The 24,140-nt window shown below is 66.9% G+C and carries 19 protein-coding genes; 13 read left to right on the plus strand and 6 right to left on the minus strand.

The window, feature by feature from the left end; translation table 11 throughout:
• Positions 1-57: 57 nt before the first annotated feature.
• The gene (locus ACCD06_RS05010; protein ID WP_109156648.1) at positions 58-1,137 is read left to right on the plus strand and encodes a putative zinc-binding metallopeptidase; all 1,080 of its coding nucleotides are present in this window, start codon (positions 58-60) and stop codon (positions 1,135-1,137) included.
• Here ACCD06_RS05010 and ACCD06_RS05015 read toward each other — a convergent pair.
• Positions 1,134-2,819, minus strand: a complete 1,686-nt coding sequence (locus ACCD06_RS05015) for a diguanylate cyclase domain-containing protein (RefSeq protein ID WP_413339225.1) — start codon at positions 2,817-2,819, stop codon at positions 1,134-1,136. The two genes, ACCD06_RS05010 and ACCD06_RS05015, sit on opposite strands and share 4 nt — an antisense overlap.
• 457 nt (positions 2,820-3,276) lie before the next feature.
• Between ACCD06_RS05015 and ACCD06_RS05020 the strand changes: the two genes are divergently transcribed.
• The 5 genes from ACCD06_RS05020 to ACCD06_RS05040 all read left to right on the plus strand — a co-directional run bounded on the left by ACCD06_RS05020 (position 3,277) and on the right by ACCD06_RS05040 (position 9,306).
• Positions 3,277-4,383, plus strand: a complete 1,107-nt coding sequence (locus tag ACCD06_RS05020; RefSeq protein WP_413339227.1) for a TRAP transporter substrate-binding protein — start codon at positions 3,277-3,279, stop codon at positions 4,381-4,383.
• A 313-nt stretch (positions 4,384-4,696) separates the two neighbouring features.
• Positions 4,697-5,806 (plus strand): ABC transporter ATP-binding protein, encoded by a 1,110-nt coding sequence (locus ACCD06_RS05025; protein WP_413339229.1) that lies wholly within the window; start codon positions 4,697-4,699, stop codon positions 5,804-5,806.
• 68 nt (positions 5,807-5,874) lie between these two features.
• A complete protein-coding gene (locus tag ACCD06_RS05030) occupies positions 5,875-6,921 on the plus strand; it encodes an ABC transporter substrate-binding protein (protein WP_109156644.1) in 1,047 nt (348 codons plus the stop codon).
• A gap of 307 nt (positions 6,922-7,228) precedes the next feature.
• Positions 7,229-8,479, plus strand: coding sequence for an ABC transporter permease (locus ACCD06_RS05035; RefSeq protein ID WP_413339231.1), 1,251 nt, complete (start codon positions 7,229-7,231; stop codon positions 8,477-8,479).
• Positions 8,476-9,306: an ABC transporter permease gene (locus ACCD06_RS05040; protein WP_169054926.1), complete on the plus strand. Its 831-nt coding sequence runs from the start codon at positions 8,476-8,478 to the stop codon at positions 9,304-9,306. The genes ACCD06_RS05035 and ACCD06_RS05040 overlap by 4 nt, the downstream gene beginning before the upstream one ends.
• Before the next feature lie 143 nt (positions 9,307-9,449).
• Here the strand turns inward: ACCD06_RS05040 and ACCD06_RS05045 are convergent, their stop codons facing one another.
• Positions 9,450-10,016: a cupin domain-containing protein gene (locus ACCD06_RS05045; protein ID WP_109151829.1), complete on the minus strand. Its 567-nt coding sequence runs from the start codon at positions 10,014-10,016 to the stop codon at positions 9,450-9,452.
• A 217-nt stretch (positions 10,017-10,233) separates the two neighbouring features.
• On the opposite strand from ACCD06_RS05045, the gene ACCD06_RS05050 reads away from it, so the two are divergent.
• From ACCD06_RS05050 to ACCD06_RS05060, 3 genes are all read left to right on the plus strand, one after another.
• Positions 10,234-11,694: an NAD-dependent succinate-semialdehyde dehydrogenase gene (locus ACCD06_RS05050; protein ID WP_211103557.1), complete on the plus strand. Its 1,461-nt coding sequence runs from the start codon at positions 10,234-10,236 to the stop codon at positions 11,692-11,694.
• A gap of 23 nt (positions 11,695-11,717) precedes the next feature.
• Entirely contained in the window at positions 11,718-13,007 is a 1,290-nt protein-coding gene (gene gabT, locus ACCD06_RS05055) for a 4-aminobutyrate--2-oxoglutarate transaminase (RefSeq protein ID WP_136703152.1), read from the plus strand.
• 224 nt (positions 13,008-13,231) lie between these two features.
• Positions 13,232-14,434 (plus strand): CaiB/BaiF CoA transferase family protein, encoded by a 1,203-nt coding sequence (locus ACCD06_RS05060; RefSeq protein WP_413339234.1) that lies wholly within the window; start codon positions 13,232-13,234, stop codon positions 14,432-14,434.
• A gap of 46 nt (positions 14,435-14,480) precedes the next feature.
• Here ACCD06_RS05060 and ACCD06_RS05065 read toward each other — a convergent pair whose 3' ends face one another.
• Complete coding sequence (locus ACCD06_RS05065; RefSeq protein WP_413339236.1) at positions 14,481-15,521, minus strand: zinc-dependent alcohol dehydrogenase family protein; 1,041 nt, start codon at positions 15,519-15,521, stop codon at positions 14,481-14,483.
• Positions 15,522-15,674: 153 nt separating this feature from the next.
• Here ACCD06_RS05065 and ACCD06_RS05070 point away from each other — a divergent pair, with 153 nt between their 5' ends.
• Complete coding sequence (locus tag ACCD06_RS05070) at positions 15,675-16,136, plus strand: Lrp/AsnC family transcriptional regulator (RefSeq protein WP_413339238.1); 462 nt, start codon at positions 15,675-15,677, stop codon at positions 16,134-16,136.
• Between the two features lie 155 nt (positions 16,137-16,291).
• A complete protein-coding gene (locus ACCD06_RS05075; protein ID WP_136703155.1) occupies positions 16,292-17,194 on the plus strand; it encodes a DMT family transporter in 903 nt (300 codons plus the stop codon).
• A gap of 9 nt (positions 17,195-17,203) precedes the next feature.
• Here the strand turns inward: ACCD06_RS05075 and ACCD06_RS05080 are convergent, their stop codons facing one another.
• Genes ACCD06_RS05080 through ACCD06_RS05090 form a run of 3 tightly spaced genes read right to left on the minus strand, consistent with a single transcriptional unit; the run spans position 17,204 to position 20,030 of the window.
• On the minus strand, positions 17,204-17,578 hold the full coding sequence (locus ACCD06_RS05080) for a hypothetical protein (RefSeq protein ID WP_413339240.1): 375 nt from the start codon (positions 17,576-17,578) through the stop codon (positions 17,204-17,206).
• A gap of 35 nt (positions 17,579-17,613) precedes the next feature.
• Positions 17,614-18,924: a hypothetical protein gene (locus tag ACCD06_RS05085; RefSeq protein ID WP_413339242.1), complete on the minus strand. Its 1,311-nt coding sequence runs from the start codon at positions 18,922-18,924 to the stop codon at positions 17,614-17,616.
• A 2-nt stretch (positions 18,925-18,926) separates the two neighbouring features.
• Complete coding sequence (locus tag ACCD06_RS05090) at positions 18,927-20,030, minus strand: hypothetical protein (RefSeq protein ID WP_413339244.1); 1,104 nt, start codon at positions 20,028-20,030, stop codon at positions 18,927-18,929.
• 223 nt (positions 20,031-20,253) lie between these two features.
• On the opposite strand from ACCD06_RS05090, the gene ACCD06_RS05095 reads away from it, so the two are divergent.
• Both ACCD06_RS05095 and ACCD06_RS05100 read left to right on the plus strand, forming a co-directional pair.
• The gene (locus tag ACCD06_RS05095; protein ID WP_109155960.1) at positions 20,254-22,278 is read left to right on the plus strand and encodes an AsmA family protein; all 2,025 of its coding nucleotides are present in this window, start codon (positions 20,254-20,256) and stop codon (positions 22,276-22,278) included.
• Positions 22,279-22,365: 87 nt separating this feature from the next.
• Complete coding sequence (locus tag ACCD06_RS05100) at positions 22,366-24,126, plus strand: SLC13 family permease (protein ID WP_348770461.1); 1,761 nt, start codon at positions 22,366-22,368, stop codon at positions 24,124-24,126.
• Positions 24,127-24,140: the final 14 nt, after the last annotated feature.

A 24,140-nucleotide genomic window follows, 5' to 3' on the forward strand; every position in this document is an offset into this window, starting at 1 on the left:
CCCCTCCCTCTCCCGGGACGGGAGAGGGCGTCATCGGAACGCACCGGATCCCCCGCCATGAAACTCTTCGAATGCCAGAACTGCCACCAGCCGCTCTATTTCGAGAACACGCTGTGCGAGCGCTGCGGGCACCGGCTCGGCTATCTGCCGGATGTGGGGACGCTGTCGGCGCTCGACCCCACCGACCATGACGGGGTGTGGAGCGCGCTCGCCACCAGCGAACCGCTCTACAAGTTCTGTGCGAATGCGGATCTCGACGCCTGCAACTGGATGCTGCCGGCCGACTCCGCCGACACCCACTGCGCCGCCTGCCGGCACAATCGCACCATACCCGACCTGTCCGACACCGCCAACCTCACGCGCTGGCGCAAGCTGGAGTTGGCGAAGCATCACCTGTTCTACACCCTGACCAACCTGAAGCTGCCCCTGCAGAGCCGGATCGACAACCCGGAGGAAGGTCTCGCCTTCGACTTCCTGACCGACACCGTCGCCGCCGACGGCACGGTGACGCCGGTGCTGACCGGCCATGCCAACGGCCTGATCACCATCAACGTCGCCGAGGCCGACGATGCCGAGCGCGAGAAGCGCCGCACCGAGATGGGCGAGCCCTACCGCACGCTGCTCGGCCATTTCCGCCACGAGAGCGGTCATTACATCTGGGACCGGCTGGTGCGCGACGACCCGGCGCTGCTGGAGCGCTTCCGCGCCCTGTTCGGCGACGAACGGCAGGATTATGGCGAGGCGCTGAAGCGCCATTACGCCGACGGCGCGCCGGCCGACTGGCAGGCGAATTTCGTCAGCACCTATGCTACCGCCCACCCGTGGGAGGATTTCGCCGAGACCTGGGCGCACTACCTGCACATCGTCGACACGCTGGAAACCGCCCGCGCCTTCGGCCTGCGGGTTCGCCCACGCATCACCGAAGGGGCAGAACTGGAGGCGGAGGTCGACTTCAACCCCCACAAGGCCCGGCGGATCGAGGATCTGATCGACCTTTGGCTGCCGCTGACCTACGCGGTGAACAGCCTGAACCGCAGCATGGGCCAGCCGGATCTGTACCCCTTCATCCTGTCGGCCGCAGTGATCGAAAAGCTGGGCTTCATGAACGGGATGGTGCGGGGGCTGGAGGGACGTTAGACCCCCACAACCGTCCGCACCCAGCGCACCGCGCGGTTGCGGCCGTCGCGCTTGGCCTTGTAGAGCGCGGAGTCGGCATGGCGCATCACCGTCGCCATGTCACTGTCGTCCTCCGGCCAGGAGGCAATGCCGATGGAACAGCCGACGCGGACCGTCTCGCCGTTGAACGACACCGGCTCGTTGACGGCGGCGATGATGCGCGCCGCCAGTTCCTCGGTGTCGGGAGCCGGGCGGTCGGCGCGGCGGGGAAGCACGGCGGCGAATTCGTCGCCGCCCAGCCGGGCGACCACGTCGTCGTCGCGGAAGATGCTGGCCAGCCGGCCGCCGATCTGGCGCAGCACGGCGTCGCCGGCATCGTGGCCCAGCCGGTCGTTCACCGGCTTGAAACCGTCCAGGTCGATGTACATCACCGTCGCCGATCCGCCGCCGCCGCCGGTCGACGCCTCGACATACTGTTCGAAGTAACGCCGGTTCGGCAGCGCGGTCAGCCGGTCCTCGTAGGCGATGTCCTCCAGCCGCATCAGGGCGACGTCCTTGTTGGTCAGGCTGTCCACCATCTCCCGCAGCGCCACCGACAGCCGGCGGATCTCCGCCGCACCGCCGACATCGGGGATCGCCACGCCGCGCTCGCCCTTGCCGATGCGCTCGGCGGCGTCGGCGATGGCGCCCAGCGGCCGGGCGATGCGTCCGGCGGCGAACCAGCCGATGCAGCTGAACAGCAGGGCCAGCACCGCGCCGGACCCGATGATCGTCAGCCGCAGGCGGTCGGTTTCGGCATAGACGATATCGGCCGGCTGGCGGGCGACGACGGTCCAACCCAGCCCGGCGTAATCGTGCAGCCCCTTGCCGTGGGCCACGCCGGTGACATAGGTGACGCCGTCGGGCCAGACCTCGCTGCTCCAGCCGTCGCGCAGCTTGGCGGTCAGCGTCGGCACCGGCAGGGGCTTGCCGACCGCCGAATCGGGACCGATCAGCACGGTGCCGTCGGCCGACAGGATATAGAGCGTCAGCCCCTTGCGGTCGGACAAGGGCTCGATCAGCTGCCGGATCGAGGCGTGGGCCCATTCCCAGCTGTAATGGGCGGCCAGCACGCCGACCGTGGTGCCGTCCGCCTTCTGCAGCGGGGCCGACACGTCGACGAATTTCGGTGTTTCGCCCTTCAGGTACGGCACCTTGCCATGCAGGGCCACCGCCTCGTGCACGTCGCCGACGAACAGGCCCTTCATGCCTTCCTGATGGACCGGGCGGCTGGCGATGTCGGCCCCCAGCAGCAGCCCGTTGGAGGCCGCCACCACCCGCCCGTCGGCGTTGGTCATGCCGATCCAGGCGATGGTCGGGTCGCGGCGCTTCAACTCGTCGATGGTCGATTGCGCCACCGCCGGGTCCTTCAGCGCGTCGATCCGCGACAGCGCGGCGATCTGGTTGGCGCGCGCCCACATGGTCAGATCGAGCTGCCGCGCCAGCGATTGCGCCAGCCCGGTCATCGAATTGCCGATCTCCTTCGCCAGCGCGTCGGCTGCGCCATTGCCGACGACCAGCCCCTTCACCAGAGTCGACCCGAGCAGCAGCACGGCGACGGTGACGGCCACGGTCATCCGCAGGCCGAAGGCCCGGCGCGGAACACGGATGGTGGCGACATGGTGTCCGGCGGTCCGGCCGCTTGGCTGTCCAAGGGGCGACATCGTGGCAAGATCCTTATCAAGCGGCGCCGGCCGAGCCGGATGGGAGACGATCAGTGCAGACACTGTATCATCCCAGCCCTTTATAAAGGGTCAAGCGGAACCGAAGCGATGCATTTACAATGTAAAAGGGAAAATTGCCGAACTTCCAGCACGCCCCGGACGTACGTCAGCCAAAAAAGTTTGCGAAGCTGACTTTCAGCATATTGCGTAAAAGAGAAAAGGCCGCTAGCTATACAGCCGCGGCCCGAGTTTAGGGAGGAAACGCCTGAAAGGCGATCGAAAAAACAAATAATGCTGCGTCGCCGAAAATCCAGCCCGATGTGGCTGGATTTTTCGTTTCAGCCGCAAGAATCTTCGCCAATATCAGTGTTGCCCCGGCGGAAGGGGGATTCCCCAAACGGTTGGTTGCGCTATCATGTCAGTCCAACGAACCAGACAGCCGGGAAGACTCCTCATCATGAAACGGCGTGCGTTCCTCTCCAGCGCCGGTGTCGGCCTTGCCGCCGCCGGAACCGCCGCGACCATCGCGGCTCCGGCCATCGCCCAGACCTCCCAGCCGGAGATCAAGTGGCGCATGGCGTCGAGCTATCCCAAGAGCCTCGACACCATCTATGGCGCGGCGGAGTTCATCGCCAAGCGCGTGTCCGACGCCACCGACGGCAAGTTCCAGATCCGCACCTTCGCGGCGGGCGAGATCGTCCCGGCGCTGCAGGTGCTGGACGCGGTGCAGAACGGCACGGTCGAGTGCGGCCAGTCGGCGGCCTATTTCTATGTCGGCAAGGATCCGACCTTCTGCTTCGACACCGCCATGCCCTTCGGCCTGAACACGCGCCAGCACATCGCCTGGATGATGCATGGCGGCGGTCTGGAGCTGATGCGGGAGGTGTTCAAGGATTACAACATCCACCACATCCCCGCCGGCAACACCGGCGCCCAGATGGGCGGCTGGTTCCGCAAGGAGATCAAGAGCCTGGAGGATCTGAAGGGCCTGAAGATGCGCATCGGCGGTCTGGTCGGCCAGATCCTGACGCCCTTCGGTCTGGTGCCGCAGCAGCTCGGCGGCGGCGACATCTATCCGGCGCTGGAACGCGGCACCATCGACGCGGCGGAGTTCGTCGGTCCCTATGACGACGAGAAGCTGGGCTTCCACAAGGTCGCCAAATACTACTACTACCCCGGCTGGTGGGAGGGTTCGGCCCAGATCCCGCTGATGTTCAACATGCAGGCCTGGGAACAGCTGCCGAAATCCTACCAGACCATCCTGGAACAGGCCTGCTGGGAAGCCAACAGCTGGATGATCGCCAAGTACGACACGCTGAACGCCTCGGCGCTCAAGCGGCTGGTCGGCGGCGGCGCCGTGCTGCGCCCCTTCCCGCGCGACATGATGCAGGCCTGCGAGAAGGCGGCGTTCGAATTTTACGACAAGCTTGCCGCCGGCAACCCGCGCTTCAAGAAGGTCTATGACGGCTGGAAGCCCTTCCTGGAGCAGGAGCGGCTGTGGTTCCGCGTCGCCGAGAACGGCTTCGACAGCTTCGTCTACAGCCAGTCGGCGCAGCAGCGCTGAGTCGCGTCGCGGGGCGGACCGCCTGCGGCGATTCGCCCCGCCTTTCGTTGAAAAGGCTGATTTTTTCAGGTCTTTCTGTCCGCAATCTCGATCATTGGTCTTCTCAACCGCACGCGAATGGAGCACACTGCCGGTCTAAGCGTGGGCATTGCCTTCGCAGTTGCACAAAATTTCGGCAAAGCGTTGAATTGATCACGACATAGTCATTCCTCTTGTCTATTTTCTTAAACGCGTGGTACCGTCAGGGTCAGAAAGACGGACCGGACCGGGGTGGCGTACCCGGATCCAGGTCGCCTGTGACGGGAGCGGACGGATGGACGGCGGGATGATCGCGACGACAGATACCCTGGTGCGCTTTTCCGGGGTGCAGAAGACCTACGATGGCGAGCATCTCGTGGTGAAAAGCCTCGATCTCGACATTCGCAAGGGCGAATTCCTGACGCTGCTGGGGCCGTCGGGGTCGGGCAAGACCACCACGCTGATGATGCTGGCCGGGTTCGAAGTGCCGACCCATGGCGACATCTTCATCGGCGACCGGCCGATCAAGAACACGCCGCCGCACAAGCGCGACATCGGCATGGTCTTCCAGAACTACGCCCTGTTCCCCCACCTGACGATCGAGGAAAACGTCGCCTTCCCGCTGTCGGTGCGCGGCGTTCCGAAGGCGGAGGTGAAGGAGCGGGTTCGGGCCGCGCTCGATATGATCAAGCTCGGCAACCTCGCCAGCCGCCATCCCGGCCAGCTGTCGGGCGGCCAGCAGCAGCGCGTGGCGCTCGCCCGCGCCCTGGTCTTCAACCCCGCTCTGGTGCTGATGGACGAGCCGCTGGGCGCGCTCGACAAGCGCCTGCGCGAACATATGCAGCTGGAGATCAAGCGCCTGCACGAGACGATGGGCCTGACCGTCGTCTACGTCACCCACGACCAGGGGGAGGCGCTGACGATGTCCGACCGCATCGCGGTCTTCAACGACGGCATCGTCCAGCAGATCGACCGGCCGGACGCGCTGTACGAGCGGCCGGTGAACAGCTTCGTCGCCAACTTCATCGGCGAGAACAATGTTCTGAGCGGCGTTGTTGAAAATATCGAACAGGGCTGGGCGCGGGTCGCGCTGGATGCCGGCGGTTCGGTGGTGGCGCAGGCGGTGAACATCGGCGGCGCCGGCAACCGCACCTCGCTGTCGCTCCGGCCGGAGCGGGTCGCCATCGAAACCGGCGACAGCGGCGACGCCGACATGAACCGGCTGCCGGCGACGCTGACCGACCTGATCTATCTCGGCGACCATACGCTGGCGGTGCTGAACACGCCGGCCAACCCGGAATTCATGGTCAAGCTGCCGGCCGGCTCCTACGCCGGTCTGGCGCCGGGCCAGAATGTCTACATCGCGTTCCGCCCGGAGGACTGCCGGGCGCTCGATCCGGTCTGAGGACGTGGTTCCTCGGCACCAGGATGCCTTTCAGCAACAACAACCACGACGAATAAGGACGGGGAATCATGTCGAAGATTAAGGTGGCTCTCGGTTTCGCTGCGACCTTCACCGCCCTCACGGCCCTGGCTTCGGCCGCAAGCGCCCGCGACCTGACCGTCGTGTCGTGGGGCGGCGCCTATCAGGACGTCCAGAAGAAGGTGTATTTCGGTCCGTTCAAGGAGACCGGCACTCCGATGAACGACGAATCCTGGGACGGCGGCGTCGGCGTCCTGCGCGCCAAGGTCCAGGGTGGCGCCTCCACCTGGGACGTGGTGCAGGTCGAGAGCGAGGAGCTGGCGCTGGGCTGCGACGAGGGCCTGTACGAGAAGATCAACTACTCCAAGATCGGCGGCGAGGACATCTATCTGCCGGCCACGGTCAATCCCTGCGGCGTCGGCGCCATCGTCTATGACTTCGTGCTCGGCTACGACAAGGACAAGCTGAAGGACGCGCCGAAGAGCTGGGCCGATTTCTTCGACACCAAGAAGTTCCCGGGCAAGCGCGGCCTGCGCCAGGGCGCCAAGACCACGCTGGAAATCGCGCTGATGGCCGACGGCGTGGCCCCGGCCGACGTCTACAAGGTGCTGGGCACCGAGGCCGGTATCGACCGCGCCTTCAAGAAGCTCGACACCATCAAGAACGACATCGTCTGGTGGAAGGCCGGCGCCCAGCCGCCGCAGCTGCTGGCCTCGGGCGAAGTGGCGATGACCTCGGTCTACAACGGTCGCATCGACGCCGCCAACAAGAACGAGAAAAAGAACTTCGGCATGGTGTGGAACGGCGCGCTCTACACCATCGACAGCTGGGTGATCCTGAAGGGCAGCCCGAACCAGGACGCCGCCTACAAGTTCCTGAACTTCGTCGGCAAGGCGGAGAACCAGGCCAAGCTGTCCGAAGGCATCGCCTACGGCACGTCGAACAAGAAGGCCCCGTCGCTGCTGCCGAAGGCCGTTCTGGCCGACCTGCCGACCGCGCCGGACAACATGAAGAACGCGATCGAGATCAACACCGACTTCTGGCTGGAGAACATCGACCGCCTGACCGAACGCTTCAACAAGTGGGCGGCGAAGTAAGCGTCAGCTTTTCGTAAGGGCACTCTACCCCCCTCTCCCCCCGCTCACGCGCAAACTTCGTTTGCACTGACGCGACAGGCGGACCTCCGGTCCGCCGAAAGCGGGGAGAGGGTCGGGGTGAGGGGGACGCACAGCGGCACACATCGGGCCGAAATGTGCTTCCCACTTCAGTTTTTTGGCGGATCATTTCCCGCCCTTCGGTGACTGGACGCCTCGCGTCCCCCTCACCCTAACCCTCTCCCGGGGGGGAGGGGATGGTGCGCAAGTGCGTAAGCACCCACTGCGTCTTCTCAACAGGACAATGCCGATGACAGCCGCCTTCGTTGCCGGCGCCGACGTGCCGTTGAAGCGTCGATTGAAACGGGCCGAGCGGGCCCGGCAGTTCCGTGCGCTGGGCCTGGTGCTGCCGCTGCTGGCCTTCCTGCTGTTCACCTTCGTCGTGCCGCTCGCCGGCATGATCTGGAAGTCGGTGGACGATTGGGAGGTGCCGCAGGCGATGCCGCAGACCGTGGCGGCGCTGGAGCATTGGAACGGCCAGGGGCTGCCCGACGAGGCCGCCTTCGCCGCGCTCGCCGCCGACCTCCGCGCCGCGTATGACGCCGGCACGCTGGCCGTCGCCGCCAAGCGGCTGAACTACATCGTCAACGGCTATCGCACCACGCTGCTCTCCACCGGCCGCAAGCTGAAGGAGCAGCCGGCTCCCGGCACCGCCAAGGAGACGCTGATCGGCATCAACCCGGCCTGGGGCGAACGCGAGAGCTGGACCGCGATCAAGAGCGCCAGCGGCCCGGTCACCAGCTATTACCTGCTGGCCGCGGTCGACCTGACCCGCAACGCCGACGGCGCCATCGTCCAGGCCCCGGCGGACCAGTCGATCTACCGCGAGGTCTTCGTCCGCACCTTCACCATCGGCTTCGGCGTCACGGCGCTCTGCCTGATCCTGGGCTTCCCGGTAGCCTATCTGCTGGCGAACCTGCCGACCGGCCGGTCGAACCTGCTGATGATCTTCGTGCTGCTGCCCTTCTGGACTTCGCTGCTGGTGCGCACCTGCGCCTGGATCGTGATCCTGCAGAGCGAGGGCATCGTCAACGGCTCCCTGCAATGGCTGGGCGTCATCGACGAGCCGATGCGGCTGATCTACAACCGGTTCGGCGTCTACATGGCGATGACCCATGTGCTGCTGCCCTTCATGATCCTGCCGCTCTACAGCGTCATGCGCGGCATCTCGCCGGCCTACATGCGGGCCGCCGCCTCGCTCGGCGCGCCGCCGATGACCGCCTTCCTGCGCATCTACCTGCCGCAGACCATTCCGGGGATCGGCGCCGGCTGCCTGCTCGTCTTCATCCTGGCCATCGGCTACTACATCACGCCGGCGCTGGTCGGTGGGGCCGCCGACCAGATGATTTCGTCCTTCATCGCCTTCTACACCACGGAAACGGTCAACTGGGGCCTCGCCTCGGCGCTGGGGGCGGTGCTGCTGCTCTCCACGCTGGTGCTGGCGCTGGTCTACGGCAAGCTGGCGCTCGGCCGCCAGACGACGGGAGGTCTGAAGAATTGAGCGCGAACCATTCCCCCCAAACCGCCAGCCAGCGCATCGCCTGGATCGCCACGATCGTCGCCTCCACGCTGGTGTTCATCTTCCTGATGGCGCCGATCCTGGCGATCGTGCCGCTGTCCTTCAGCTCCAGCACCTACCTGACCTACCCGTTGCCCGGCCTGTCGCTGCGCTGGTACGAGGAATTCCTCAATTCGGCGCGCTGGATGAATTCGCTGAAGAACAGCTTCATCATCGGCGTGTCGTCGGCCATGCTGTCGATGGCGCTGGGCACGCTGGCTTCGCTGGGATTGGCCCAGTGGAAGAGCAAGTGGAAGCCGCTGATCCTGGCCGTCGTGCTGTCGCCGATGGTGGTTCCGGTGGTCATCACCGCGGTCGGCGTCTATTTCTTCTTCGCGCCGCTGGGGCTGACCGGCAACTATCTGGGCCTGATCCTGGTCCACACCGCGCTGGCGACGCCCTTCGTCGTCATCACCGTGTCGGCGACGCTGCAGAGCTTCGACATGACGCTGGCGCGCGCCGCCGCCTCGCTGGGGGCGCCGCCGCTGCTGACCTTCCGCAAGGTGATCCTGCCGCTGATCCTGCCGGGTCTGGCGTCGGGCGCGCTGTTCGCCTTCGCCACCAGCTTCGACGAGGTGGTGACGGTGCTGTTCCTTGCGGGACCTGAGCAGCGCACCTTGCCGCGTGAGATGTTCAGCGGCATCCGCGAGAACATCAGCCCGACCATCACCGCGGTGGCGGTGGTGCTGACGGTGATCTCGGTCTTCATGCTGTCGACGCTGGAAATCCTGCGCCGGCGCAACGAGCGGCTGAAGGGGAATGTGGGCTGAAGTGGTCGCTCATGACCCCCACCCCAACCCTCCCCCGCTGGGCGAGGGAGGGGGCAAGTGCTGAAGCGGGAGAGCGGCGGCAGTCCCTCCCCCGCTCAGCGGGGGAGGCTAGGTGGGGATCTAACCTGCCAAGAATCCGCCCCTCACAAATACGGCGGCGTGCAGGCGCTGATCAGCTCGCACTCTTCCTCGCCGATGTTGCGGAACCTGTGCGTCACGCGGCTGTCGAAGAAATAGGCATCGCCGGGACCGAGCAGCTGCTTGCGGTCGCCCACGGTCAGCTCGATCTGACCCTTGATGACGATGCCGCCCTCCTCGCCCTCGTGCTGCAGCATGGTGCGGCCGGTGTCGGCGCCGGGAGCGTAGCGTTCGTGGAGGATCTGCAGGTTGCGGCTGCGCAGGTCGCCGACCTGCCGGAAGGAAATCCGGCCGACGGTGCCCTTCAACTCATCGGCCAGTTCGATCAGCTCGTCGCCCTTGAAGAAAATCTGCTCGGGCGGCGGCAGATCGTCGGAGGAGAAGAATTCGGCAAGAGTCATCGGGATGCCCTGAAGCACCTTGCGCAGCGACGATACCGATGGGCTGCTGCGGTTCTGCTCGATCAGGGAGATCGTGCCGTTGGTCACTCCGGCCCGCTGGGCGAGCGCCCGCTGCGACAGTCCATGCTGTTCGCGGATCTGCTTCAACCTTGCGCCGACGTCGAATTCCATCACCGGACTCCTGCTCCACATCCGTTAACGCAATAGCCCATTCGTGCAACCCCGTCATCAGAATATGAACAGCTAAACAGGGGTTGTTTAATTTATTAAACATGGTAGGCTTCTGTCCAAGGTCCAGGCCCCCGTGACGGAAATCCTTGATTGGCAAGGACATTTCCACCGGGCGCGGCCGGACGGTTCCACAATCTTCATGCAGGGCGGATCGAACATGCTGTCGCTGAACGACCAGGGCCTTCTCCGAACCAAGGGCTACGTGAACGGTGCGTGGCGCGCGGCCGATTCCGGGAAGAGCTTCCCGGTCACCAACCCCGCCACCGGCGCCGTCATCGCCGAAGTGTCCGACATGGGCGCCGCCGAGACGCGCGAGGCGATCGACGCCGCCAACGCCGCCCTGCCGGCGTGGAAGGCCAAGACCGCCAAGGAGCGCGCGGCCATCCTGCGCCGCTGGTACGACCTGATCCTCGCAGCCCAAGAGGATCTGGCCCAGCTGATGACCGCCGAGCAGGGCAAGCCGCTGACGGAATCGCGCGGCGAGGTCGTCTATGGCGCCTCCTTCATCGAGTGGTTCGCGGAAGAGGGCAAGCGCGCCTATGGCGACGTCATCCCCAGCTTCGCCGCCAACAAGCGGATCGTCGTCCTGAAGGAGGCCATCGGCGTCGTCGCGGCGATCACGCCGTGGAACTTCCCGAACGCCATGATCACCCGCAAGGTGGCTCCGGCGCTGGCCGCCGGCTGCACCGTGGTGGTCAAGCCGGCCGAGGACACCCCGCTGTCGGCGCTGGCGCTGGCCGAACTGGCCGAGCGCGCCGGTTTCCCGGCCGGTGTCTTCAACATCGTCATGGGCCGCGACCCGGTCGCCATCGGGCATGAGCTGACCCACAGCCCCATCGTCCGCAAGGTCAGCTTCACCGGCTCGACCGAGGTCGGCAAGCTGCTGATGCGGCAGGCCGCCAGCACGGTCAAGAAGGTGTCGCTGGAGCTGGGCGGCAACGCCCCCTTCATCGTCTTCGACGACGCCGATCTGGACGAGGCGGTCAAGGGCGCCATGGCGTCGAAGTACCGCAACGCCGGCCAGACCTGCGTCTGCGCCAACCGCCTGCTGGTCCAGGCCGGCGTCTATGACGCCTTCGCCGCCAAGCTGGCCGAGGCCGTGAAGGCGCTGAAGGTCGGCAACGGTGCCGAGCCGGGCGTCACCCAGGGGCCGCTGATCAACGCCGACGCCGTCGCCAAGGTGGAAGAGCTGATGGGCGATGCGCTGGAGAAGGGCGCCAAGGTCGCGCTCGGCGGCAAGCGCCACGCGCTGGGCGGCACCTTCTTCGAGCCGACCATCCTGACCGGCATCACCACCGAGATGCGCGTCGCCCGCGAGGAGATCTTCGGCCCGGTCGCCCCGCTGTTCAAGTTCGAGACGGAAGAGGACGCCATCCGCATGGCGAACGACACCGAATTCGGGCTCGCCGCCTATTTCTACAGCCGCGACATCGGCCGCGTCTGGCGCGTGGCGGAAAAGCTGGAATACGGCATCGTCGGCATCAACGAGGGCATCATCTCGACCGAAGTCGCCCCCTTCGGCGGCGTCAAGGAGTCCGGCATCGGCCGCGAAGGCTCCAAGTACGGCCTCGATGATTTCATGGAAGTCAAATATCTCTGCGTCGGCCTCGGCGCCTGACCGTCGTCAAAGGAAAGAAGACCATGAGCACCAACCAGTCCTTCGTCGCCCGTCGCGAGGCCGCCGTCTCCCGTGGCATTTCCGCCGGCATGCCCTTCTACATCGACCGCGCTGAAAACGCCGAGATGTGGGACATCGAGGGCAAGCGCTTCATCGACTTCGCCGGCGGCATCGCCGTGCTGAACACCGGCCACCGCCACCCGAAGGTGATGGAGGCGGTGAAGGCGCAGCTGGAGCGCTTCACCCACACCTGCGCGATGGTCACGCCCTATGACAGCTTCGTCGAGCTGGCGGAGAAGCTGAACGCGCTGGTCCCCGGCCCGACCCCGAAGAAGACCGCCTTCTTCACCACCGGCGCCGAGGCGGTCGAGAACGCCGTCAAGGTCGCCCGCGCCGCCACCGGCCGTCCCGGCGTCGTCGCCTTCTCCGGCGGCTTCCACGGCCGCACGCTGCTGACCATGGGCCTGACCGGCAAGGTCGTGCCCTACAAGGTCGGCTTCGGTCCCTTCCCGGCCGAGATCTTCCACGTGCCGTTCCCCAACGCCTACCGCGGCATCAGCGAGGCGGAGAGCCTGAAGGCGCTGGACAATCTGTTCAAGTCCGACGTCGATCCGGCCCGCGTCGCCGCGATCATCATCGAGCCGGTGCAGGGCGAGGGCGGCTTCAACATCGCCAGCCCGTCCTTCCTGCAGGCGATCCGCGCGGTCTGCGACAAGCACGGCATCGTCATGATCGTCGACGAAATCCAGACCGGTTTCGCCCGCACCGGCAAGATGTTCGCCGTCGAGCATGCCGGGATCGAGCCGGACCTGATCACGATGGCCAAGAGCCTGGCCGGCGGCTTCCCGCTGTCGGCGCTGACCGGCAAGGCGGCGCTGATGGACGCGCCGATCCCCGGCGGCCTGGGCGGCACCTATGCCGGCAGCCCGCTGGCGACCACCGCCGCGCTGGCCGTCATCGACGTCATCGAGGAAGAGAAGCTGATCGAGCGCGCCGAAAAGCTCGGTGAGCGCATCGCCGGCCGCTTCCGCACCATGGCCCAGCGCAACAGCCTGTCGGTGATCGGCGACGTCCGCAACCTGGGCGCCATGGTTGCCATGGAACTGGTGACCGACCGCGAGACCAAGGAGCCGGCGGCCGACCTGACCAAGGCGCTGGTCGCCAAGGCGGCGGAAAAGGGCCTGATCCTGCTGTCCTGCGGCACCTACGCCAACGTCGTCCGCATCCTGGTCCCGCTGACCGCCTCCGATGCCCTGGTCGACGAAGGCCTGGACATCATCGAGCGTTCGCTGGAAGAACTGGTGTCGGCGTAACCTCTCCCACCCCCATATCCCCTCTCCCCCCCGGGGAGAGGGTTAGGGTGAGGGGGATGCGTTGCGGAGCGCCGGTGATAGTGCCGACGCTCCGCGATTCTTGTAAATCCTCGCCATGCGTCCCCCTCACCCTTCCCAAGCTTCGCTTGGGCCCCTTCCCTCTCCCCGGGGGGGAGAGGGAACTCAAGGGCGGGGGAGTGCCAATAATTCAGGAGGAACACACCTTGGCCGGACCCTTGTCGCACATCCGGGTGCTGGAGCTGTCGCGCGTGCTGGCCGGGCCGTGGTCGGCGCAGACGCTGGCCGATCTCGGCGCCGACGTGATCAAGGTGGAACGGCCGGGTGCCGGCGATGACACCCGTGCCTGGGGTCCGCCCTGGGCCGGCGACCAGTCGGCCTATTTCCTGTCGACCAACCGCGGCAAGCGCTCCATCACCATCGACTTCGAGCGGCCCGAGGGCCAGGAGCTTGTCCGCAAGCTCGCCGCCCAGGCCGATGTCGTCATCGAGAATTTCAAGGTCGGCGGGCTGGTCAAATACGGCCTCGACTATGACAGCCTGAAGGCGGTGAACCCGCGGCTGGTCTATTGCTCGATCACCGGGTTTGGCCAGACCGGGCCGTACCGCAACCGTGCCGGCTACGACTTCATGATCCAGGGCATGGGCGGGTTGATGAGCATCACCGGCCAGCCCGACGGCGAGCCGGGCGGCGGCCCGGTCAAGGTCGGCGTCGCGGTGACCGACATCTTCACCGGCCTCTACGCCACCATCGGCATCATGGGCGCACTGGCCCACCGCGACCGCACCGGCGAGGGGCAGCAGGTCGATCTGGCCCTGCTCGACGTGCAGGTGGCGGTGCTGGCGAACCAGGCGATGAACTGCCTGGTCGGCGGCAAGGCGCCGCAGCGGCTCGGCAACGCCCACCCGAACATCGTGCCCTATCAGGCCTTCGCCACCCGCGACGGCTACATCATTCTGGCGGTCGGCAATGACGGCCAGTTCGCCAAGTTCTGCGCCGTCGCCGGCCGTCCCGATCTGGCGAAGGACGAACGCTATGCCACCAACCCGGCCCGCGTCGCCAACCGCAAGGAGCTGGTGGCGCTGCTGGAGGAACTGATCCGCACCCGCGACAGCCACGACTGGCTGGCCGCGCTGGAAGAGGTCGGCGTGCCCTGCGGCCCGATCAACGACCTGACCGCGGTGTTCGAGGACCCCCAGGTGAAGGCCCGCAACATTCACCAGGACCTGCCGCACCCGACCCAGGGCAGCGTGCCGACGGTGGCGAGCCCGATCCGTTACAGCGGCACCCCGCTGGTGCACGACACCGCCCCGCCGACGCTTGGCCAGCACACCGACACGGTGCTGGCGGAGTCCCTCGGCCTGAGCGAGGCCGACATCGCGTCCTTGCGCGAGAAGGGCGTGATCTGACCGCAGGAGTGGGGAGCCGGGAAGCACCGACTTTCCGGCTGCCCGATCAGAACTCCGTCACCACGGTCACGCCGGCGCCCTCGAACCTATCCATGGCCATCAGGGCGTCGATCGACTGCTCCAGCGTGATCGTCCTGCCGATCAGCTTCTCCGGCGCCAGCTTGCCGGAGCGCATCATCTCCATCATCGCGTCGTAGCGGTAAGCCTGCATGCCGTGACTGCCGAGGATTTCCAACTCCTGGGCGATGACGCGGCTCATCGGGATGGCCGGCGTGCTGTTCTCGGCCAGCATCAGGCCGACCTGCACATGCTTGCCCCGCTTGCGCAGGTTGCTGATCGAATTGAAGCAGGTGGTGGGGTGTCCCAGCGCGTCGAGCGAGACATGGGCGCCGCCGCGCGTGATCTCGAGGACCGCTTCGGCGACCTCACCGACCTCCGATGCGTTCACCGTGGCGACTGCGCCGAGTGCTCGGGCCATGTCGAGCTTGTCTTCCGAAATGTCGATGGCGACGACATTGGCGCCCACCGCGTTGGCGATCATGATCGCCGACAGGCCGACGCCGCCGCAGCCGTGAACCGCCACCCACTGTCCGGCGGATGTCTTGCCCTGATCGACGACGGCGCGGAAGGAGGTCACGAAGCGGCAGCCGAGGCTGGCGGCCGTGGTGAAGTCCATCGTCTCCGGCAACCGCACCAGATTGATGTCCGCCTGATGCAGGCCGACATATTGCGCGAAGGACCCCCAGTGGGTGAAGCCGGGTTGGAACTGCCGGTCGCAGACCTGATGATTGCCGGAATGGCATTCAGGACAGGCGCCGCAGCCGCCGACGAATGGGACCGTCACCCGGTCGCCGACCTTCCATTTCGTCACATCCTTGCCGACCGCCTCGACGATGCCGGCCAGCTCATGACCGGGCACATGGGGAAGCCGGATGTCGGTGTCATGGCCGACCCAGCCATGCCAGTCGCTGCGGCAAACCCCGGTCGCCATCACCTTGACGACGACGCCATGCGCTTCCGGCGTCGGATCGGGCACGGTCATGATTTGGGGCGGTGCGGAAAACGCCTCGTAGACCACCGCTTTCATCGGGATTCTCCTGCTGGATTTTCCCGGCATTCTACGGCGAAGCCGCTGAAATTGCCTTTCAATTGAAGACAGGGCGTTCCCAAGATATGAAAGGGTCTTTCGGGAAAATCGGCCTTCTTGAAGGAATTCGCCGGGATGGACGCGCTCGATAAAATGGATGCCACGATCGTGGACCGGCTGCAGCAGGATGGCCGGCTGTCCAACGCCAAGCTTGCCGAGCAGCTGGCGCTGAGCGAGGCATCCTGCTGGCGCCGTCAGAAACGATTGGAGGACAGCGGCGTCATCAAGGGCTATCAGGCGGTGCTCGACCGCCGCAAGCTCGGCTTCGGCGTGATGGCCTTCGTGCAGATCGTCTGCACGCAGCATGGCGAGGAGGTGACTGCGGCGTTCGAGGCGGTCATCCAGGCCTGCCCCTATGTGCTGGGTTGCCACAACACAACTGGCGAGGCCGATTTTCTGCTGATCGTCGTCGCCCGCGATCTCGACGATTACAGCAGGTTCGTCGACACGGTGCTGCGAAAGCTTCCGGGCGTCGCCAGCATCCGGTCCAACCTCTCCCTGCGGGAGATGAAGGCGACGAACCGGCTGCCGGTGCTGGAAGAGCCCTTTCGCTGACGGACCGGCCCCCGGAGCGGATGGAATTTTCGCATCGCTCCTGCCCGCCGGGCGGGGGTTGCGTTCGTCCGCCAATCCAGCAAAATCGCTGCCCGCCCCGGGCCTCCGGCCTGCTCCTGCGGATCACGCCCTCAAACCATCCCCGGATCCCGTCCATGACCGCGGCCCCCGCGACCGACACCCGCCTCGGCATCCTGATGATGCTGGGCGGCATGACGCTGTTCACGCTGAACGACGCGCTCGGCAAATGGCTGGTGGCCGACCATCCGGTCGCCATGCTGATCGCGGTGCGCAGCCTGTTCGGGCTGGCGGTTCTGGCGCCGATGATCTGGCGCGACGGCTTCGCCGCGGTCTTCGCCGTCGACCGGCTGCCGCTGCACATCCTGCGCGTGGTCCTGATGACGGTGGACGTCGCCTGTTTCTATTGGGCGGTCGGCTATCTGCCCTTGGCCGACGTGATGACCATCTACATGTCGGCGCCGCTGATCGTCACCGCTCTGTCGGTGCTGGTCCTGCGGGAAAGCGTCGGCTGGCGCCGCTGGGTGGCGGTTCTGGTCGGATTCGTCGGCGTCGTCATCGTGTTGAATCCAACCGGCCGCTTCGACCTGCTGCCGTCGCTGGTGGCGTTGGTCGGCGCCTTCATCTTCTCCAGCGGCGTCATCTCAACCCGCGTCCTGCGCTCCTCCTCCAGCCTGACGCTGGTCGGCAACCAGATGGTCGGCGGCATCCTGATCGGCGGGGCGGCGCTGCCCTGGTCGTGGCAGGCGCCGGGCTGGGTGGGCTTCTTCCTGCTGGGGCTGCTGGGCGTCTCGGCACTGGCCGGCCACGCCATGATGAACCGCTCGCTGCAACTCAGCCCGGCCGCGGTGGTGGTGCCGTTCCAGTATGTGTCGATCCTGTGGGCGGTTGTGCTCGACCTCGCCGTCTGGGGCACCGCGCCGACCGCCCGCATGGGGGTGGGGGCGGCGCTGATCATCGGCAGCGGCCTGTTCATCGTCTATCGCGAGCAGCGCGTGAAGCGTGGCGTGGTGGCCGAAGGGGTGACGGAGGTGCCGTGAGGCGGCCCCTCATTCCCCGAAGAAGCGCGGCACCAGCCTGACCGTCAGCGGATCCAGCGGGCGCCAGCCATAGTCGCGGATGACGTCGTTGGCCTCCACTGGCCGTCGGCCATCGGCCAGCGACCATGTGATGTGGTAGGTCGATCCGTCCGGCCGGTCGCTGGTGCCGTCGATGGCGACGACCAGCGCCTGCACCCCCTCGCCGTCGTCGGCGCAGCCGATCACCTCGGCCAGCGTGGCGGTGGGCAGCGGGTCCTGCGGGCCGGCGCCGAACTGCAGCGTGACATGGTCGGCGACCAGCCGTTCATAGCGCGGCGGGACCTGGGCCAGCAGGCGGCCGCGCTCGTCGGCCGGCAGTTCCCACCCGGTGTATCCCGATCCCATCACCGCTTCCCCTAAGCCGAAAGGCGCCGGCACACTCACCGCCGGCCGCCTTTCATGATCCCGTCCATGATCTTATTCGCTTCCGCCGGCCCGGCAATCAGCTCAATCATGCGGATGGCGGTATAGCCGGTGCGGGCGTTGCCGGCGGGGCCGGCCAGTTCCTTTTGCGCCCGTTCCGTCAGCGAGGCGGTGGTCTTCTGCGTCATCTCGCGCAACTCGCCGCGCAGCCCCAGCGAATCGGCGATGGTCGCGCATTTGCGCAGCGCCCGCGCGTGGTTCTCCGCCTGGGCAAGCTGCGCCCGTCCCTCGCGGACGTCGCCGCCGCCATCCAGCGCACCGATGGCCGAGACGATGCCGGCGTCGGCATCCTGCAGCACCTGGGTCTTCACCATGGAGTGGACGGAGCTGCGGACCTGTTTCAGCCGCTGGTCGAACTCCTTGTTGCGGCTCTGCTCCATCGCCGCGCGGGTGGCGTCCAGGGTGGCGACGAGGTCGAGCGCCAGATCGGCCACCGCCATGCGATCCGCATTCCCGGCGCTCTGTCCCGCCCGCGAGCGGTCCTCGATCTGGGCGACGACCGTGCCGCTCAGCGACATGAACAGCGCGGCGCGGTCGGCCGATTTCTGCCCCAGATCCATGTCCCACAGCCCACTCAGCAGCGCCGACGGGTTGGTCAGCCGCGACGCGGCCAGCAGCACGAAGATCTTCAGCGCGTCCGGCCGGCCGCGGGACAGCCGCCGGCCGATGGCCTGGATCGCCTCGATATGGTCGGCGTGCAGCTTCGGCACCGGCTTTGGCGACAGCGCCGCCTTCAGCTCCGCCACCTCGGACGCGATGGACAGGATGACGGCGATGTCGGCCAGCGCCCGCGTCCGGTTGGGGTTCATCCGCAGGTCCAGCGGCTCGCTGAAATGTCCGGCCACCGCTCCCTCGGCGATCTTCGCCACCGCCGCCGCGCATTCCGTCCAGAACGTCTCGCGCAGCGCCTTATGCTCCGCCCCCTCCTCCAGGGCAGGGCGGTAGGCGCGCAGCCGGTCCTTGCCGATTTCCGCCTCGACCAGCGGCCACAGGCCGTTCATCAGCGACCGCTCGATCACGCTCAGCGGCACCGGGTCGGCCTTGCCCAGCGCTTCGAACAAATCCTCGAAAGGGTCGCAGAACAGGCGCTTCAGGGTCGGCCGGCGGCTCAGCCGCAGCTCGACCAGCCGCGGGCGGATGACGGCGATGGTGCGCTGGATGTCGGGATGGTCGTTCATCTGCTCCAGCAGGCCGACGACCTGGCGGAACTTGGCCTCGTCGATGTCCATCAGCTTGTCGCCCAGCGCGACCAGATCCCTCATCTCCATGGTCAGGCCGCCTTCCCTTTGATCGTCTCGATCCGCATGACCAGATCGACGTCCAGCTGGCCGCTGCGCCAGTCGACATAGGCGCGCACCGACCGCTTGTGGCTGGAGATCAGCTTGTCCGCCATCATCGACTGGTCGGCACGGCCCTCGTCCTTCGGCAGCAGGGGGATGACGCGGAAGATGTCGTGGACGGCCATGTCCTGGCTGTGGCGGTCCTGGGTCTGCGCGTCGGTCCACAGCAGGATCAGGTATTCCCAGCCGTCGAGCAGCCAGGACAGCCGGCTCGACGCCTTGCGGATCAGCGCCCGCTTGGTCTCCCACTGGCGCAGCAGGGTCTCGAACGACGCCATCGCCTGATCGAGCTGGCCGATGACGTTGCGGGCATGGTTGACCGTGTGTTCCGCCACCTCGGCGCAGAATCCGCCGATAGGCGCCGCTTCCGACACGTTGTCGGTCGCCCAGTCGGTCATGCTGTCGCGGAAGCCCTGCAGGTCGCGCATCAGCCGCCGCAGCCGCGCCGGCTTGGGCGAGCTTGCCAGCCCGATCGACTCCATCAGCACCGCCAGCTCGGCGATGCGGCCATACAGCTCGGTCGGCTCCAGCGCCAGACGTTGCGCCGCCTTCATCATCAGGTCGCGCGTCAGCTTCTGCCCCTCGGCGGAAGTCAGGCCGACCCGCAGGATCTCCGTCGATTCCAGCCCGACCGCCTTCAGCGCTTCGACGATCAGCTGATAGTTGATGAGAAGCCGCTGCTCCTCGTCGTCGTTCAGCGCCGCTTCGGCCGCCGCCACCGCCCCGCCGCCGGCCAGCCCGCAGCGCGCCGCCTCCAGCACCGCCTTGCGGATGTCGTCGGGCGAACAGCCCTCGGCCTTGGCGATCAACTCGTGCAGCATCCGGTCATGCACCGTCATCGGGAAGGCCAGCGGCAGCGACTTCCACGGCACCACATAGACGCCGCGCCCTTCCGACAGGTTGGGCACCAGCACCTCCAGCTGGTCGCGGCTGTCCTTGCGCACGCGGGTCTGGGCCAGCACCGGCGTGGTGAAGGCCACCGCGGCACCGCGTTCCTCGAAGGTGGACGGGGCGAAATTGGTAAGGGAACGCATCGTGTCTGCGGCCGTGGCTGCTGGAAATGGTGGAACCGGATGATCGGGTGATTACGGCGCCGCGATGCTGAATTTTGCGTTAAATCCAATATAAGCGCCAACGGAAATATATCACCTTTGGACAGTGCGCCCGGATCTCTCGCGGTACCCCCCGCCTGTGGCCTTCACTGTTCCGTCCGTTCGTCCGTTGTCGAAGAAGGACGGTGCGCGGAGGGACGGCGGCATGGCAGCGGGGGCGGGATCGGTGTTCAAATGGATCGGCTACGGGCTGCTCGGCCTCGTCGGTCTCGTCGTGGTGGCGGTCGGCGCGGTGCTGCTGCTGTTCGACTGGAACGATGCCCGCGGCTTCGTCGCCCGCCATGCATCATCCGCGCTGAACCGCGAGGTCGCCATCGACGGCGACCTGCGCGTCCATCTCGGCAACCCGATCCGCATCCATCTGGAAGGGCTGCGCGTCGCCAATGCCGACTGGGCGCAGGACAAGACCATGGCGGAGATCAAGGTTCTCGACGCCACGCTGCGCCCCTGGCCGCTGCTGCGCGGCGACTGGGAACTGCCGGAACTGAAATTCCAGGGACCGAAGCTGATCCTGGAGAAGAACGAGAAGGGCGAGGCCAACTGGAACTTCGGCCCGCCGAATGCGGAGAAGGAGGTGGCGAAGCAGACCGCGACCCCCGACAATCGGGGCGACATCCCGGTGATCGAGCGGCTGGTGATCGCCGACGGCACCATCCGCTATCGCGACCCCACCAGCGACATCGACATCGACAACACCATCAACACCGCGACCGGCGGCAACGACGACGACACGGTGGAGCTGAAGGGCAAGGGCAGCTTCGCCGGCAAGCCCTTCACCCTGGCGGCGGCCGGCGGCTCGCTGCTGTACCTGCGCGACGACCCGAAGCCCTATCCGCTGAAGATCGACGCCGCGGTCGGCAAGACCAAGGGCCACATCGAAGGCTCCATCGCCGAACCGGTGAAGATGGAGGGCGTCGATCTGTCGGTTGCGCTCAGCGGTCCCGACATGGCGGAGATCTTCCCCATCGTCGGCATTCCGACGCCGAAGACCCGGCCCTATTCCATCGACGGCCGTCTGTCGCGCGAGGGCGACCTCTGGGCCTTCCGCGACATGACGGGCAAGGTCGGCGAAAGCGATTTGTCCGGCGACCTGTCGGTCAAGACCGGCGGCGAACGGCCGCTGGTGAAGGCCGACCTCACCTCCAAACGGCTGGCGGCGCAGGATCTTGCCGGCCTTGTCGGCGCCTCCCCGCGCGGCAGCGACGATTATCCGACCCGCGGCAAGGACCGGGTCATCCCGGCGACGCCGATTCCGGTGGAAAAGCTGCGCAACACCGACATGGACGTCCGCCTGCGCGGCAAGCGGGTGGAGGCGCCCTTCGCGCCGCTCGACGATCTCGACATGAGGGTCCGGCTGAACGCCGGCGATCTGCATTTCGACCCGCTGTCGCTGGGAATCGGCGGCGGCCGGATCGCCGGCGCGGTGCAGGTGGACGGCCGCCCCAAGGTGCCGGCGATGCGCACCAACCTGGACATCCGCGCCATGAAGCTGTCGACCTTCTTCAGCGAGACCGCGCTGGCCGGGCAGATCGGCGGCACGGTGGCCGGGCGCATCCAGCTTGCCGGCACCGGCAAGACGGTGGCCGACCTGCTGGCGACCTCCGACGGCAAGATCGGCGTCGCGGTGGACGGCGGCCGGATCACCAGCCTCGCGGTCAAGGGGCTGAAGACCAACATCCTGGAAACGCTGGGAGTCGCCATTTCCGGGTCGAAGCCGATGCCCTTCAACTGCCTGGTCGGCAACATGGCGGTGGAGAACGGCATCGCCCAGGTCCAGGCGCTGGTGCTCGACACGCCGGAAACCCTGGTCACCGGCAAGGGGCGGATCAGCCTGCGCAACGAGGCGCTGGACCTGCGCATCGTCGGCGACGCCAAATCGCCGCAGGTCTTCGCCACCCATGTCCCGGTGCTGGTCGGCGGGACGCTGGGCAACCCCGACATCGGCGTCGATCCCACCGAGTCGGCGGCGCGCGGTGCGGCGGCGGTGGCGCTGGGCGTGCTGCTGACGCCGCTGGCCAGCGTGCTTCCCTTCCTTGACCCAGGCAGTGATGAGCAGCCACAGTGTGGCCGGCTGGTGCGGGATGCCCGTTCTCCCGAAAAGGGGGGGCAGGCATCCGGCAAGTCGGGCAATGGCCGCGGGGAAGGGAAGGCGTCGGGATCGGCGCGCTGACCGGACGCCGATCCGCATCCATCCTGTCCGATCCGGCCATCGTGTAGGCCTGGAAGGACGCTGTCCCTGCCAATGACCATCGACCAGATGTTATCTTTCGGAATCATCGGCGCGGTGATCGCGCTGCTGATCTGGGACCGTCTGCGCTACGACCTCGTCGGCATGCTGGCGCTGCTGGCTTCGGTCACGGCTGGCATCGTGCCGGCAAAGGAGGCCTTCCAGGGCTTCTCCGACGACATCGTCGTCATCGTCGGCTCTGCCCTGGTGGTCAGCGCCGCCGTCGGCCGGTCGGGCGTGGTGGAGGCGGCGATGCGCCCGCTGACCACGCGCATGACCAGCGTCTGGACCCAGGTGGCGGTGCTGGCCGGCGCGGTGACCATGCTGTCGGCCATCGTCAAGAACATCGGCGCGCTGGCCATCTTCATGCCCATAGCGCTGCAGGTGGCGCGGCGCACCGGCACGCCGGTGTCGATGCTGCTGATGCCGATGGCCTTCGGCTCGCTGCTGGGCGGTCTGATGACGCTGGTCGGCACCTCGCCCAACATCATCGTCTCGCGCGTCCGGGCGGAGATGACGGGCCAGCCCTTCCACATGTTCGATTTCACGCCGGTCGGGCTGGTGATCGCGGTGTTCGGCGTCGCCTTCCTGTCGATCGGCTACCGGCTGCTGCCGAAGGGCAGGGCGGCGGGGGCAGGCCCGGCCTTCAACATCGACGACTATACGGCGGAGGCGCGGCTGCCCCCCGGGTCGCAGTTCGTCGGCCGCACCGTGGCGGAGCTGGAGCATTTCGGCGAGGGCGAGGTGACCATCGCCGCCATCGTGCGCGAGAACTACCGCCGCTACGTGCCGTCCGCCCATTGGGTGCTGTTCGCCGGCGACATCCTGGTTCTGGAGGGCGACACCACGGCGCTGGCCGAACTGGTCAAGCGCGCCGGCCTGCGCATGATGCACGACAAGGACCAGGAGGGGGTCGAGCACGAGGACGACATCGCCGTGGTCGAGGCGGTGGTGGAGCAGCGCTCCGCCATGATCGGCCACAGCATCGAGGAGGTGAACCTGCGCGAGCGCTTCGGTGCCAACCTGCTGGCGATCAGCCGGCGTGGCCGTCCGATCCGCCAGCGCCTGCGCCGTGTCCGCCTGCAGTCGGGCGATCTGGTGGTGCTGCAATGCCGTCAGGCCGCCGTGGCCGACACGCTGGCCGAACTGGGCTGCCTGCCGCTGGCCGAACGCAACCTCGCCATCGGCCGCACGCCGAAACGGGCGGCGGCGGTGGCGGTGCTGGGCCTGACCATCATCCTGGTCGCCAGCGGGCTGGTGCCCGTCGCCATCGGCTTCTTCGGGGCGGCGGTGGCGATGACCGCGCTGAAGGTGGTCAGCCTGCGCGAGGCGTATGAGGCCATCGAATGGCCGATCCTGGTCCTGCTGGGATCGCTGATCCCGGTCAGCGAGACCTTGCGCACCACCGGCGGGACCGAGCTGATCGCCGGCTTCCTGTCGGAGGCGTCGCAGGGGCTGCCGCCCATCGGCTCGCTCGCCATGATGATGGTGGCGGCGATGGCGGTGACGCCCTTCCTGAACAATGCCGCGACCGTGCTGGTGATGGCGCCGATCGGCGCCAGCCTCGCCACCCATCTGGGGCTCAGGCCCGACGCCTTCCTGATGGCGGTGGCGATCGGGGCGGGCTGCGACTTCCTCACCCCCATCGGGCACCAGTGCAACACGCTGGTGATGGGTCCCGGCGGCTACCGCTTCGGCGATTACTGGCGGCTCGGCCTGCCGCTGTCGATCATGGTGGTGGTGATCGGCACCGCCGCCATCGCCCTGTTCTGGCCGCTGGTGCCGCGCTGAAAATCAGGTCCGTT

The sequence above is a fragment of the Azospirillum sp. CT11-132 genome, assembly GCF_047302835.1.
Classification (GTDB): Bacteria; Pseudomonadota; Alphaproteobacteria; order Azospirillales; family Azospirillaceae; genus Azospirillum.